At 44.0% G+C, this 14,879-nt stretch carries 13 protein-coding genes and 2 tRNA genes; 5 read left to right on the top strand and 10 right to left on the bottom strand.

The genetic code is table 11. The features are described 5' to 3' along the window. Positions 1-57: 57 nt before the first annotated feature. Positions 58-1,008 carry a metal ABC transporter solute-binding protein, Zn/Mn family gene (locus tag JNUCC41_RS06040; protein WP_192206825.1) on the top strand — a complete coding sequence of 317 codons (951 nt, stop codon included), beginning with the start codon at positions 58-60 and terminating at the stop codon, positions 1,006-1,008. 62 nt (positions 1,009-1,070) lie between these two features. On the opposite strand, the gene JNUCC41_RS06045 is transcribed toward JNUCC41_RS06040, so the two are convergent. After that, a complete protein-coding gene (locus JNUCC41_RS06045; protein ID WP_192206826.1) occupies positions 1,071-2,135 on the bottom strand; it encodes a DctP family TRAP transporter solute-binding subunit in 1,065 nt (354 codons plus the stop codon). Between the two features lie 140 nt (positions 2,136-2,275). Between JNUCC41_RS06045 and JNUCC41_RS06050 the strand changes: the two genes are divergently transcribed. Next, complete coding sequence (locus JNUCC41_RS06050) at positions 2,276-3,886, top strand: ATP-binding protein (protein WP_192206827.1); 1,611 nt, start codon at positions 2,276-2,278, stop codon at positions 3,884-3,886. Beyond that, positions 3,879-4,574 (top strand): response regulator, encoded by a 696-nt coding sequence (locus JNUCC41_RS06055; RefSeq protein WP_192206828.1) that lies wholly within the window; start codon positions 3,879-3,881, stop codon positions 4,572-4,574. The genes JNUCC41_RS06050 and JNUCC41_RS06055 overlap by 8 nt, the downstream gene beginning before the upstream one ends. Before the next feature lie 46 nt (positions 4,575-4,620). Here the strand turns inward: JNUCC41_RS06055 and JNUCC41_RS06060 are convergent, their stop codons facing one another. The 7 genes from JNUCC41_RS06060 to JNUCC41_RS06090 form a co-directional block, all read right to left on the bottom strand. After that, positions 4,621-4,767 (bottom strand): hypothetical protein, encoded by a 147-nt coding sequence (locus JNUCC41_RS06060; protein ID WP_153246142.1) that lies wholly within the window; start codon positions 4,765-4,767, stop codon positions 4,621-4,623. 332 nt (positions 4,768-5,099) lie between these two features. Further along, positions 5,100-6,203 carry an o-succinylbenzoate synthase gene (gene menC / locus JNUCC41_RS06065; RefSeq protein WP_192208062.1) on the bottom strand — a complete coding sequence of 368 codons (1,104 nt, stop codon included), beginning with the start codon at positions 6,201-6,203 and terminating at the stop codon, positions 5,100-5,102. Next, positions 6,200-7,678 carry an o-succinylbenzoate--CoA ligase gene (locus tag JNUCC41_RS06070; RefSeq protein WP_192206829.1) on the bottom strand — a complete coding sequence of 493 codons (1,479 nt, stop codon included), beginning with the start codon at positions 7,676-7,678 and terminating at the stop codon, positions 6,200-6,202. The genes menC and JNUCC41_RS06070 overlap by 4 nt, the downstream gene beginning before the upstream one ends. 86 nt (positions 7,679-7,764) lie before the next feature. Then, the gene (gene menB / locus JNUCC41_RS06075) at positions 7,765-8,577 is read right to left on the bottom strand and encodes a 1,4-dihydroxy-2-naphthoyl-CoA synthase (protein ID WP_370662606.1); all 813 of its coding nucleotides are present in this window, start codon (positions 8,575-8,577) and stop codon (positions 7,765-7,767) included. A gap of 7 nt (positions 8,578-8,584) precedes the next feature. Continuing rightward, positions 8,585-9,406: a 2-succinyl-6-hydroxy-2,4-cyclohexadiene-1-carboxylate synthase gene (gene menH, locus JNUCC41_RS06080; protein WP_192206830.1), complete on the bottom strand. Its 822-nt coding sequence runs from the start codon at positions 9,404-9,406 to the stop codon at positions 8,585-8,587. Next, entirely contained in the window at positions 9,403-11,154 is a 1,752-nt protein-coding gene (gene menD, locus JNUCC41_RS06085) for a 2-succinyl-5-enolpyruvyl-6-hydroxy-3-cyclohexene-1-carboxylic-acid synthase (protein WP_192206831.1), read from the bottom strand. The genes menH and menD overlap by 4 nt, the downstream gene beginning before the upstream one ends. Continuing rightward, the gene (locus JNUCC41_RS06090) at positions 11,147-12,556 is read right to left on the bottom strand and encodes an isochorismate synthase (RefSeq protein WP_192206832.1); all 1,410 of its coding nucleotides are present in this window, start codon (positions 12,554-12,556) and stop codon (positions 11,147-11,149) included. Before JNUCC41_RS06090 ends, menD begins: the two co-directional genes overlap by 8 nt. Before the next feature lie 298 nt (positions 12,557-12,854). Here JNUCC41_RS06090 and JNUCC41_RS06095 point away from each other — a divergent pair, with 298 nt between their 5' ends. After that, entirely contained in the window at positions 12,855-13,775 is a 921-nt protein-coding gene (locus JNUCC41_RS06095; RefSeq protein WP_192206833.1) for a 1,4-dihydroxy-2-naphthoate polyprenyltransferase, read from the top strand. 145 nt (positions 13,776-13,920) lie between these two features. Next, positions 13,921-14,670, top strand: a complete 750-nt coding sequence (locus tag JNUCC41_RS06100) for a TraR/DksA C4-type zinc finger protein (protein WP_192206834.1) — start codon at positions 13,921-13,923, stop codon at positions 14,668-14,670. Positions 14,671-14,713: 43 nt separating this feature from the next. Here the strand turns inward: JNUCC41_RS06100 and JNUCC41_RS06105 are convergent. Then, positions 14,714-14,785, bottom strand: a tRNA-Glu gene (locus tag JNUCC41_RS06105). Positions 14,786-14,788: 3 nt separating this feature from the next. Then, positions 14,789-14,879, bottom strand: a tRNA-Ser gene (locus JNUCC41_RS06110).

The raw sequence follows: 14,879 nt of genomic DNA on the forward strand, positions 1-14,879 counted from the left end.
TTTTTACCACATAACATTCAAATCGTAATCAATACGAATTATAAAGGAGCATTTCATATGAAAATCCGAGCATTGCTCTCACTTTTCCTTGTTACTGCGGTATTTCTGTCAGCCTGCGGCAACTCAAAGGAAGAATCGAGTAAAGATGAAACCAAGGATGCCTTAGATATATATACGACGGTTTACCCTTTACAGTACTTCACGGAGGCCATTGGTGGGGAGTACGTAAATGTCGAGACGGTTTATCCTCCCGGAACGGATGAACACTCATTCGAACCCTCTCAAAAAGATATTGTAAAAATGGCTGAGTCAGACCTATTTTTCTATATTGGCTATAATCTAGAAGGCTTTGTAACCAAGGCTGAACCAATTCTAAGCAAAGAAGGCGTCAGAACGATCGCGGTGGGTGAAACGGTTCATCTTGATGAAGATGAGCATGCACATGAAGAGGAACATTCACATGAAGAAGACGGTCATGATCATGGGGGCGTTAATCCGCATTTGTGGTTAGATCCCATCTATTCCATTGACATGGCTAAAACCATCAAGGACGAATTAACGAAAAAAATGCCGGAACAGGAAGAATATTTCAACAATCATTTCAAGGAGCTTTCCGAAAAGCTTGAGGCACTTGATAAAAATTTCGCGACGACGATCGAGTCGGGCCGCACCAATAAGATCATCGTTTCCCACTCTGCATATGGTTATTGGGAGGAGCGCTATGGATTGAAACAAATTGGCGTCACAGGACTAACGTCTTCAAACGAACCTTCTCAAAAGGAATTGGGAAAAATCGTGACCATGGCTGAAAAAGAAGACTTGAATTACGTCATCTATGAGCAGAATATCAGTTCTAAACTAACAGAGATCATCCAAAAGGAAATGGGAGCGAAATCACTTGAGCTCCATAACCTTTCCGTGTTGACGGATAAGGATATCGAAGCCGGTGAAGATTACTTCAGTTTGATGGAAAAGAATGTCAAGACACTTCAAACTGCATTGCAATAGAATAGAGCGGGCCCATTGGGTCCGCTCTTTTTTTGTCCCCTGCTATTTAATGCGTGTTTTCGTTATTCGTTTAAATGCTTATCACGGATCTTTTCCATCTTCATCATCAATTCTGTTCCGATCGTTGATTCGAATTCCGGATAGATGACGGTCATCTCATCCATCCATTCCTTCTTTTCTTCATCTGACAGTGTATAGATGTCGATATTCGATTTTTGATGGATTTCCTTAAGCTGTTCCTGATTCATTTCATTTGATTTGATCCATAGCCATTTCGTTGTATCATCCATCGCCCGTTGGATTTGCTGCTGAATGTCCAACGGGAGTTTGTTCCAAAACGGCTTATTTATCATGACGACATAGCCTAAATAGCCATGATCACTGATCGTTAAATATTTTTGCACCTCATATAATTTCTTTGAATAGATATTCGAAATCGTATTTTCCTGGCTGTCCGTTTCATTGATTTCAAGGCTTTTAAACGTTTCATTAAACTCCAGCACAGAAGTTGTCGCCCCAAAATGCTTGAATTGGCTTTCCAGGACTGCACTTGGCATGATTCTAAAATTCTTTCCGGCAAAATCCCTTGGATGCCGTATCGGTTTACTGCTTGTAATCTGTTTATAGTTATTCGACCAAAATGCGAGTCCCTCTATATCGATGGTATTCAGCTGCTTAAGCAGCTCTTCCCCCACTTCCCCATTCAATGCTTCCTGCAAAGCAGCGTCCGTCGGAAAGACGTAAGGAAGGTCCAATAGCATCCATTTCTTTGATATGCTCGTAATTTTAGATGTAGTTGGAGCAATCATCTGCACTTTGTTTTCTTGTAATGCCTTGATTTCTTCATGGTCACTATATAATGACTGATTAGGGTAAACTTCAATTTTGACACGATGATCTGTATATTCATCGACCAGTTGGGCAAACCTGTTCGCAGCTTGCCCTTTAGGTGTATTTTCGGCAACGACATGACTGAACTTAATCACGATTTGATCCCTCATCCCGACCTGCTCCTCATCCTTCGGCAAATTGAAACCGAAGCTTGTAAAGAAAGATTGAAACGATATATACACTGCTATCAACAGCCCCAGGCCAATTAATAATAAGTACCCCCATAATGCACGCATACCGACAACTCCTCACCGCTCACTTCACATTATTACTATTCTATCACAGCTTTTTACTGTCGTAATACAATGCGCGAAAAATGGCGAAAAGTGATAGAAATTCTGTTACTATAAAGTATAGAAGTAATGGAGGAAAAACAATGGATAAATCCTTTCATATGCCCATTCAAATTAAAATCACCCTGCTATCATTCGTAATTGTCGCTTTTTCGATACTAATAGGCGGGATTTTTATATTCGGAAACATCGTTTCAGTCAAGGAAGATGAAATCGGCAAACGATCCATGATCACTGCCCATACCATTGCCGAACTCCCAGAAGCACAAAAATTGGTCCGTGAGCCCGAAGGATGGACGCAGCTCAATCCGATTATTGAAAACTTAAGGAAAATCCATCAAGCAGATTATATAGTTGTGCTTAACAATCAGCATATACGTTATTCCCATCCGGTGTTCAGCCAATTGGGGACCCCTTCGGAAAGCAGTGATGAAAGCGCTGCTTTCGCTGAGCACGAGTATCTTTCAAAGGCGGCTGGCGAACTTGGCATTTCCGTCCGTGCCTTTGTCCCGATCCTTGATAAAGATAGAGAGCAAATCGGCGTCGTCCTGGTTGGGAATATCTTGCCTACGATACCGGAGTTAATCAAGGATCTGAAAGGCGAAATCGCAATTATCCTGGTCCTTACACTTCTATTCGGGGTATGCGGCTCATGGCTCATGGCAAAAAGGATAAAAAAAGAGACCTTCCAACTTGAACCACATGAAATTTCACGGATGCTGGTTGAAAGGACAGCCGCATTCAATGCGATGCATGAAGGGGTCATCGCCATAGATAATAATGAAACGATCACGATTTTCAATGAAAAGGCTAAGCAAATATTCAATATCAACGGTGAAGTCATAGGCAAGAACATCAATGATATTATACACGATACCCGTCTCCCGGAAGTGCTCGATCGGACATCTCCCATCTTCAATCAGGAAATCTCCGTTCAAAACAGGAATATTGTAAGCAACCGGGTACCGATAAAGATTGCGGATAGAACGATCGGTGCCGTAGCCACTTTCCAGGATCGCACCGATGTGACGAAGCTAGCTGAAGAGTTGACTAGTGTCAAAGCATTCGTTGAAGCCCTGCGTGTTCAAAACCATGAACATATGAACAAACTTCATACGATAGCCGGATTGATCCAGCTAGGTAATCTTGACGAAGCACTGCATTACATTTTTCAGATCACGGAAGAACAAGAGGAATTGACCAGGTTTTTAACGAAGCACATTCACGATGATAATTTAGTGGGGCTGATATTAAGCAAGATCTCATTGGGACGGGAACTCGGAATCGAGCTCATCATGGACAAACACACGAAATTGGACCGATTCCCCGCTGATTTGGATCATCACGATTTTGTTTTGATAATCGGAAACCTGATCGAAAACTCATATGCAGCGCTAAAGCATTGTTCTGAGGAAACAAAACAAGTTTATTTATCCATCTACCAGGATGAACGTCATTGTCAAATCGTGCTTGAGGATAATGGTCCCGGCATTCCCGAGGACATTCATAAAGATATATTCGAGTATGGTTTTACAACAAAAGGTGCAGAAGGATCAGGAATTGGTCTTTATCTAATAGACCAAATTGTAAAAAAAGCGAACGGCGAGATGAAATTCACGACACGCCCTAACGAAGGAACAAGCTTTTTTCTTTCTTTTCCCATGCACGATATAGAGGAGAACCAAAATGACTAACCAAATTCGTGTACTTTTAATTGAAGACGACCCAATGGTCCAAGAGGTCAACAAACAATTCATTGAGCGCCTGCCTGCTTTTAAAGTCGTTGATACAGCTTCAAATGGGCTTGAAGGTCTGGAAAAAATCAGGAAGTCTAAACCCGACCTTGTCATTTTGGACATCTTCATGCCTTCTTTAAACGGGGTTGATACACTTTATCAAATCAGAAAAGAGCAAATTGATGTGGATGTCATCATCATTTCAGCGGCAAATGATCAGAAAACGATCCGAAAAATGATGCAGAACGGGGCTTTTGACTATTTAATCAAGCCATTTAAATTCGATAGGCTAAAACATACGCTGGAACAATACTTCGCTTTTCGGATGGAGGTTGAACCTGACCATCAAATTTCTCAAACCCAGCTCGACCGAATACTCTTTCAAAATAAAACACATTCTGAAGCGAGTCCGAAATATGATGTTCCCAAAGGATTGAATGGCGCGACTCTTGAGCAAGTGACAAAGTTCATAAAGACCCAGCCTGGTTCGCTATCTGCAGAAGAAGTGGCTGATGGGATCGGTATCGCCAGAGTTACAGCAAGGCGCTATCTCGAATACTTGCATGGTGAAGAAGTCCTTCAGCTTGACGTACAGTATGGCAGCATAGGCCGCCCTGTCAATAGGTACCGGCTTAGTAAACCTTAAAACGCATGGGGACCGGCTCGGAACGGTTCCCTTTTTACTTCATTCTTTACGCACCTGTCTTCCGGTCATAGAGGCCCCACTTTCTCTTCAAAAGAAACAGCTCGCATTCCTTTAAAGCCGTCACTTCTTTTATGACATAGTCAGGCATGCCTCTTCTCAGTAGAATTTCCGCAATTAGGTACGGTTTTTTCATACACGCTCCCCTCCCTTTCCCTTGTTTGCCATTCTTTTGATTTCATTATACAAAATAATCCAGTAAAGAAAAAATAGACAAAACCCCATTTCCCGAAAAAAATATGGTTTATCAGGGCCTAGGTTTCCCCCTTTAAAAATCATGGTTGGGGGCATGCCAACCGAAACTTCAAACTTATATTTTATTTATCCTATTAAATCATTTACCAAAAGGGTGGGATTCCTGTCAAAAAAAATACTAAAAGGGGTGAGTTACATGAAACGTGGGAGGTAAAAAGGAAGATTATCAATATTTTAATCAAAAGAGGCCGTAATGTACCTCTTTTGATGTTTTCATTTGTATAGTTTACTATATGTAGTCAATTCCTTTAATCGCTTTTCATTGATGGCAAAACCGATTCCAGCTTTATCGGGAACTTGGATCATGCCATTTTCGACAATGACTTCGGGATCGATTATATCCTCTTCCCAATAACGGGATGAAGATGATATATCCCCGGGAATGGTGAATCCTTTTAATGTGGCAAGTGCGATATTATGTGCACGTGAAATGCCAAATTCAATCATACCGCCGCACCAAACGGGCACACCATTACCCAGGCAAAGATCATGGATTCTTACAGCTTCCATCCAGCCGCCGACTTTAGCCATCTTAATGCTGATCACCCCACAGCTTTGGAGCGACAGTGCACTTTTGGCATCATGAAATGAATTTATGCTTTCATCAAGGCAAATGGGTGTCTGCAGTTGTTTCTGCAAAAAAGAATGTTCCACAATGTCGTCATGTCCAAGCGGCTGCTCAATCATCATCAGCTTAAACGAATCAAGCTTCTGAAGATGTTGGATGTCATCCAGACTGTACGCTGAATTGGCATCTGCCATTAGCGGGATATCGGGATAGGCCCGACGTATTTCCCCTAAAAACTCCAGATCATTTTGAGGATTGATTTTTATTTTATAACGCTGATACCCAGATACGGAAAAATCCTCGATCTGGCGCATCGCATCTTCTATGTCATTGGATGCAACGACTACACCAGCCGCCACTTCACTTCGTTCGCCGCCAAACAGCCGTCCGAGGTAGACTCCTTTCTGCTTCGCATATAAATCAAGGATTGCCTGCTCTAAAGCCGACTTCGCCATCGCATTCCGTCTGATTCCGCTCCATAAGTTCGGCAGCTCATCAGGATGCTTGATCTGACTGGCCAATGTCAGCGGAATTAAGAAATCATCCAGCATATGAAAGCATGTCTTGATCGTTTCCTCGGTATACCAAGGACTTGTAAAAGGAACAGCTTCCCCGTATCCAATCAATCCGTCTTCATCCATGGCTTCGACAATTATCACTTCCCGATTGCTTACCGTTTCGAGATGCGTCTTGAATGACCGCTTTAAAGGGGCCTTAATGAGCTTAAGGGAAATGGAGGATAACTTCATTGCCATTCCCCCATTTCCTTCTTCAGTTCCCGTCTCAAAAGCTTGCTTGCGCCATTCCGGGGAAGCTCCTTACAAAAAATCACATTCCGGGGAATTTTATAAGATGCCAAATATCCCCTGCAATATTCCAGCAGGTCGCTCTCATCAAGTTCTGCACCTTGATGCAAGACAACAAAGGCAAGTGGGACCTGTCCCCATTTTTCATCGTCAGTCCCCGTTACTCCCGCTTCGAAAACATCAGGGTGCTTACTTAGGACATTTTCGATCTCGGCCGGGTAGACATTTTCACCGCCGGAAATGATTAAATCCGAGCGTCGGTCAAGCACATATAAAAAGCCTTCCTCATCGAGATAACCAAGGTCCCCAGTATAAAGCCATCCATCGGTAATGGCCTGCTGTGTAGCATCCAGCCGATTAAAATAGCCTTTCGTCACATTTGGACCTGAAACCACGATTTCGCCCACTGCACCCGGTTCACACATCGTTCCGTCTTTCTCTATCCGTAACTGTGAAGGAAACAAAGGCTTTCCCGCCGAGCCGATTTTTGTCATGCTATACTCCGGTGCCAGTGTTACAATCTGTGAAGACGTTTCGGTCATCCCATATGTTTGATAGACGGGAATCCCTTTCTCCTTACATACCTCAAGTAAATGGACGGGTGCAGGACCGCCGCCCAACAGGAAACAGCGAAACGTTGCCGGATAGCTTGCTCCCTTCAAATCCTGCACCATCCTATTCAGCATTGTCGTCACGACCGAAATGATCGTCACGCCATTTTCCTGGATACTCCGGTTTGCCTCCCGTTCATCGAAACGATCTGCCAAAACGACCTTCATGCCATATATCACATTTTTCATCAGGATGGATAAACCGCTAATATGAAAGATGGGAACAGCACAATACCACGAATCTTCCTCATGCAATCCAAGGTTCAGAACCGACCCGACGGCACTCCACCAATGGTTGCCGAATGTTTGGATCACTCCTTTTGGATTTCCTGTCGTACCTGATGTGTACATGATTGTCGCGGTATCCTCAAGGTAAAACTCTTGAAGTATCTCCGCAGTGCCATCCGGCAATTCTTCCATTAAATGAAGGTTCAATTCTGGGAGAATCTCACCAATATCAGAGAGTTTGCCGGAGAAGGAGCCTTCTGAAACCAAATGGGCAGATCCACTATCCCCGATCTGCCAGGACAGCTCTTTTGCCGTTAGCTTATTATTCAGCATCACAATCTTCACACCGAGATAAAGTAGTGCATGGATAACGACAACACCATCAATATGGTTACGGAGCAAAACCGCACATGAATCGCCAGCGCCCAGACCAACGCTTGCCAGCTTACCAGCCATTTTCTCCGATAATGTATGCAGTTCAAGAAAGCTATACGTATGACCTTCAAACTCAATTGCCGGGCGATCCGGTGAAAGATGCGCCCGATTTTTCAGCCAGTTCGGCAACTTTTCTTCTGCCATTGCTGCTTACCCTCTTCCATTTTGATATAGAAAACAGCCCGGCGATTTTCCGCCAAGCTGTCAGTCTCATCGATTCACGCGTTTCATTAAGGGAAACGAGGGAATTGCCCAAAGTCCGGTGTGCGTTTTTCTTTGAATGCATCGCGGCCTTCTTTTGCCTCTTCTGTTGTATAGTATAAAAGTGTAGCGTCACCAGCCAATTGTTGAAGACCTGCAAGGCCATCCGTATCAGCGTTCATTGCCGCTTTCAAGAAACGAAGTGCAGTCGGGCTCTTCTCAAGCATTTCTTCACACCATTTAACCGTTTCCGTTTCCAATTCGTCCAAAGGCACAACCGTGTTGACCAATCCCATATCCAATGCTTCCTGTGCATTGTATTGACGGCATAGGTACCAGATTTCGCGCGCCTTTTTATGACCCACGATACGTGCAAGGTAGCCAGAACCATAACCAGCATCAAAGCTTCCCACATTCGGTCCAGTTTGTCCGAAAATTGCATTGTCAGCAGCAATCGTCAAGTCACATACCACGTTCAAGACATTTCCGCCACCAATTGCATATCCTGCAACCATGGCTACGACCGGTTTTGGAATTACACGGATCAAACGTTGCAAATCAAGAACATTTAGACGCGGAATGTTATCTTCACCTACATACCCGCCATTTCCGCGTACTTTTTGATCTCCGCCTGAACAGAATGCTTTGCCGCCTACACCTGTTAAAATAATGACACCAATGCTTGAATCGTCACGCGCCCTTGCGAATGCATCAATCATTTCAGCAGTCGTTTTTGGCGTGAATGCATTATGTACATGCGGTCGGTTGATGGACACTTTAGCAATCCCGTTATATTTTTCATACAAAATTTCATCATACTCACGTATTGTTTCCCATTGTATCGTCAACTTAATTCCTCCTTATATTTCGCTTTAAAAACTCACTTATTATTTTACCAAACTTTTCTCCAACTTCCACATGAATCGCATGTCCCGCATCATTTATTATTTTCCACTCGGCCCGCTTCAGCTTTCTCATCATTGAGTCCGCAATGTCACAAAACTTACGGTCGAGTTCACCGGTTACAAGGAGCACAGGGAAATCAAGAGTTTGCAGTTGTTCCCAGTATGAAGCCTGACTGCCTGTCCCCATACCAAGAAGGCTATTGGAAAGGCCGGCAGGGTCATTTGCCAACCGCTGCTCCCGAATGGCCGACCTCGTTTTGGCTGACAACCGTTTTTGACTTTCAAATAACGGGATGTTTTCCCATTGATCCACAAATGATTCCATTCCATTTACAAGAATCCGTTCGGCAAGCTTCCTATCATTTTCCCTTCGGATTTCCCGTTCCCCTTCTGTTGAAAGGCCTGGTGAAGCGCTCTCCAATATCAGTGAATCAACATACTCGGGATACAAACAGGCAAATCCCAATCCGAGCCTTCCGCCCATCGAGTATCCAAGGATATGGGCTTTCGGGAAATGTAACACATCCAAAATATACTTGATATCCTCAGCCACACGCTCCATCTCATACCTTCGATGATCGGCTGGTGACGCAGACATGCCATGACCGATGATGTCGACCATTATCATGGTATACCTGTCACTCAGTAGCGGAATGAGGAATTTCCATGTATCCCGATTTCCCGTAAATCCATGTAAAAGTACAAGAGGATCTCCATTTCCCGTTATTTCAACAGCATACTTTACATCCTTGCTGACAATATTCATGATATTTCCCTATCTAACACCATTTTTATTTCCTGGGAAACAAAGCTCCACAAATTTCGATGCTTTTGTAAATTGGACTCTCTTTCTGTCGGTACTTCGATGATTTTCAGACCTTGGATTTCAAATGACTCCGTAAATACCTTCTCAAACTCATTCCAACTTTGGACCTTGCTGTATTTACCGCCATAAAGCTTTGAAGTATGGGAAAAATCAAGCCCATGAGGCGTGCCGAATAGCGTTTCGAAATGTTCCCTCTCATTCGCCTGCGGCAAGAAGGAGAATATGCCGCCGCCATCATTATTAACCAACAATATCGTGATATTTTGTTTTTGAAGTTTTGCCGCAAGCAAGCCATTCATATCATGGAAAAAGCTTAAATCCCCGATTGCCAGCACTGTATTTTTCGATACCGTGCTTACGCCAAGAGCAGTGGAAACGACACCATCAATCCCGTTCGCACCTCGATTTGCCATGGTTTTGATTCCTTTTCCATTATTCAAAAAGAAAGTATCCAAATCACGGATAGGCATGCTATTCCCGACAAACAGTGTCGATTCCAATGGCATCATATCAGCAAGCAGGGCGAACAGCTTGCCTTCACTTAACTCCGATTCATCCCTGACGGAGGCCAGGGCATCCTTCGTCGCTCCGTTGACGGTCTGCCATAAACGAAGCCAATCATCATCAGGGGAAGAAATAATTTTATCAGCCATTTTCAAACAAAAATCTTTCTCTTCGCTGTAAATCATATTCGTTGCCAATCCGGCTGGTTCACGCCAGCCTGCTCCGCCATCGACGACCAAAGTGATTGCCTGTTTTTGTTTTTTCATGAATAACAATAAGGGTTTAGAAACAGGCATTGCCCCGAAACGCAAGATCACTTCCGGCCTGAAAGCCGCTTTTGCCGTTTCATCGCGCAGAAACGTATCGTACGCATCAATTATGACGGCTTTGTCGTGACTACCGCTCCTTAACTGCGAAAGGGGATCAGCCAGTATAGGATAAGCAAGTTTTTCCGCTAATGCGACGATGGCTTCCTTCATCTCGGGATGCGCTAATTCGCCACATACGATGATACCTTGCTTAGCTTGTGACAATGTAGTTGCAACAGCTTCTATTTGTGATGCGGACAGTGACCGTTCTCCACTGTCAATCAACACTGCAGGCGTCAGTTTATTTTGCCTGTACTCCTTTGCTTTCTCCAGATCCGGAATCAATGGTTCACGAAGCGGGAAATTCAAATGTACAGGCCCTGCAGGTTCAGCTGCCGCTGTAGCCACCGCCCTTGCACCGACCGTTCTGGCATACCTCATCATCCCATCCGTGCTTTCAGGAAGTGCCATTTCGACAAACCATTTTACATGTCTTCCGTAAAGATGTATCTGATCGATCGCCTGAGGGGCTCCGACATCACGCAATTCATGCGGGCGGTCAGCAGTAAGTACAATGAGCGGCACTCTTGAATAGAAAGCCTCAATGACGGCTGGGTAATAGTTTGCTGCGGCTGTACCTGACGTACAAAGAAGTCCGACAGGTTCTTTTAAGGCCTTAGCCAAACCAAGGGCAAAAAAAGCAGCCGAACGCTCATCCACATTAATATGAATTTTGATATCAGGATGCTCCACTAGCAACAAAGCTATGGGCGTAGATCGTGAACCTGGGCTCACCACCACATGCTTCACCTCATTTTGTGCCAGCTCATCGACGAATGAAGCAGCATACGCTGTCAATGCATCTCGGTCATTCATTAAGATTTCCTCCTAAAGCACTTAACATCGGATTGAATTTAATCCCTGTTTCCCGGAATTCACTTTCGGGAGTCGAATCTTCGACTACCCCGCATCCGGCAAAGAGGGATGCCTCATTGTTCTGTATAAGGGCAGAACGAATCCCTACAGCGAATTCCCCGTTTCCATACGTATCCACCCAACCTAAAGGACCCGCATAAAAGCCGCGTTCAAGACCTTCCATTTCCCGGATCCGGACAACGGCCTTTTCTTTTGGAAGTCCGCCCATGGCAGGTGTAGGATGGAGATTCTCGACGAATTCAAAAATCGTGACGCCATCCTTGGATATACCGCGGACCGGTGTGTACAAATGCTGGATATGACGGTTTTTCATAAGTGTCGGTTCGGCAGGAACCATCACCTTTTCGCATACAGAATCAAAAGCATTGGATATCATCGACACGACATATTGATGCTCTTGTAAATTCTTTTGGTCATGAAGCAATTCTTCACCAAGACAAACATCTTCCTGCTCATCTTTCCCTCGCCCCATCGATCCGGCAAGACAGGTTGAAAAAACTTCATTTCCCTGTTTCTTAATTAAACGTTCAGGGGTGGCACCTACAAAACAGTCACCGCCAGCCTCCAAACTGAAAATATAGCTTAAAGGCTGCTCAGCAATCAATTGTTCAAGCACTTTCCCTGAATCGATGGAACGTTCAAAAGCAAGTCGAAGCTCCCTTGCCAAAACGATCTTGTCGAGATCTGTCGTCTTGATTTCCTGAACAGCCTCTTCGACCGTCCGCTTCCATTCCTCAGGTTCGACTTCCCTCTGCATAACCAGGGAATTTACACCCGATCCATTTCCATCCAAGCTTTCGAAAAGGAAAGCTTCCCGTTCATTTATCATATCTATGAAGAGTTTTTCTGAATCATCAGGCGAACAAAGTAAGTTTGTCGTTAAGTAAGCTTGTTTCCCCACTATTGTCAGCATGAAGGCAGGTATATAAAACAGGTTGTCCCCGAACTGATTCCACAGGAGCGTACTGTCCGTTTCATAATCAAAAGAAAAGCCCCCAAACAGTAACGGACCTGTCGCTTCTACATCGGTCACGCCTGTTTTGACAGCAGTATTCTGCAGTTTGATCCAGCTCTTTTCGACTTCTCTATAACGTTCGGCATTCGATGCCGCTTTGAGTTTCTTAACATTGCCTAAACCGGTGATGGTTATATCCTTTGCAGGGTCCTCCCAGAAAAAGCGTTCACCCGCGTACCGTTCTCTTCCAGCTTGATAAAATGAAAGGGGGTTGTTGCAATTAACTTTCTTAATATGACTGAATAGAACTTGATCATTCAAGTCCTTCGCCTTTTGTATAGCTGAAGCCAGTCCCTGAAACTGTTCAGTTTCCTCTGAGATAGCCAAAAAAATCCCCCCAAATGTACATTTTAAAAGCTTTTTAACCTATTTAAAGATACACCTCCCTTGAACCTCATGTCAATAAAACGCCCCTTTACCGAACGATTCTTTCCTGCTTTTTTCCTTATTATATGAATCTTAGCGAATGTAGAGAAATATCCTTGATTCTGGAAATGTACCATCCATGGATTCTAAATATACCGTTGCCCACTTTTCCTGCATTTATTAGGATAACCTTTTGTGCAACATTTCAATATTTGTTATAATTTCGAGAGAACCAATAATGATTTTGAGGAGAGAAATAATGCAAACAGAATACGACGGACTTCCCCTTAAACGGACCTGGAAGATTTGGTGGGAGTTAATTCGTCCACATACACTAACCGCAGCTTTTGTTCCAGTCTTGCTTGGAACTGTTATTGCACTTTTGGAGGATGGAGTGAATTGGTTATTATTCGCGGCCATGATGATTGCAAGCATCCTGATACAAGCTGCAACCAATTTATTCAATGAATACTATGATTTCAAGAGAGGCTTGGATACGGAGGAATCCGTAGGCATCGGCGGCGGGATCGTCCGTCATGGGATGACCCCAAAACTAATCATGAACTTGGCCCTTGGCATGTATGCCATCGCCTTGATAATTGGAATCTATATCTGTGCCGCATCATCTTGGTGGCTTGCTGCAGTAGGACTGGTTTGCATGCTTGTCGGCTATCTTTATACAGGCGGCCCCCTGCCCATTTCATATACACCATTCGGGGAACTTTTTTCTGGTTTGTTCATGGGCTTTTTGATAATCCTGATCGCCTTTTTCATTCAAACCGGTGATGTTTCTTCAACAGCCATCTTAATTGCCATTCCAAGTGGAATATTGGTCGGGTTGATCAACTTATCGAATAACCTACGTGACCATGACGGAGATAAGGCACATGGCCGCAAAACGATGCCGGTAGTCATGGGCCGGAAAAACGCCCTGACATTCATGGCAATCATGTTCGCATTCTCTTATCTATGGCTAGTTGGGCTAGTCCTTACCGGAAGCGTAACGGTGTGGATCCTCCTTGCCTTCCTAAGCATCCCGAAAGCCCTGGCCGCAATCAAAGGCTTCGTAGGTAAAACGCAGCCGATCACGATGGTGCCAGCAATGAAAGCCACGGCCCAAACGAACACCTTCTTTGGCTTACTCATGGCCATTGGATTATTCATCAGCTATCTTATATAATCTCCTGGGACTGAGCTCATTCGCTCAGTCCTTTTTTCTATAATCCGTTCCTTATTGTTTTCCTATACTCCGATTCGGGTAATAGATAATACAACCATCTTACCAATATAAATGAGATTTAGACTTTAGAAGGAGTGAATCCGATATGGCAACGAAACAACAAACGCAAAAATTCAAAAAAGAACTGCTTCAAGAAAAAAATGAGCTAATTAATAGAATTCAAAATGATGAACAATCCGTTCTGGATAAAAGCCAGACCGAATCCGTAGGGGAATTATCATCCTATGATAATCATCCTGCTGATCTTGGTACCGAATTATTCGAGATGGAACGGAATCAAGCACTCGATGAGCATGCACAATCCGAAATGGAGAAAATCGATGAAGCTTTGAAAGCCATGGAAGAAGGCTCGTATGGCCATTGTAAAACCTGCAATAGGGAAATCCCCATCGAGAGGCTTGAAGCGATCCCAAGCACCCTCTACTGTGTCGAGCATGCTCCAGAACGGTCAATTTCACAAGACCGGCCTGCGGAAGAGGATATACTAATCCCATCCATGGGTGATCATTTTGAAAATCGTCATGGAGTCGAAATGGTGGATAAAGAAGATAGCTTTGGTGAAGTTGCCAAATTCGGTACATCCGAAACACCATCCGATTACACAGGCGATCATGACAATTATAATGATCTATATAAAACCGAGGATGAAACGAACGGGTTTCCTGAAGACTATGAAGGTTATGCCGCAAATGATATCGAAGGAAAAAATAGAGTGAACATACCGAACAAAAACCAAAAGGTATATGAAGATACACTGGAGGAAGAAAATATAGAATCCAATCTTGGAGACATTCCCTATAAACAAAAAGATAGTTATATCAATGAAAAGAAATGAAAAAAAAAGAAGCATACATTCATGTATGCTTCCCTTTTTGTTATGACCCGTACGGGATTCGAACCCGTGTTACCGCCGTGAAAGGGCGGTGTCTTAACCGCTTGACCAACGGGCCAACTGGCGGAGAAGGAGGGATTTGAACCCTCGCGCCGCTCGCGCGACCTACACCCTTAGCAGGGGCGCCTCTTCAGCCTCTTGAGTACTTCCCC

The sequence above is a fragment of the Brevibacillus sp. JNUCC-41 genome (assembly GCF_014844095.1).
Taxonomy (GTDB): Bacteria; Bacillota; Bacilli; order Bacillales; family DSM-1321; genus Peribacillus; species Peribacillus aracenensis.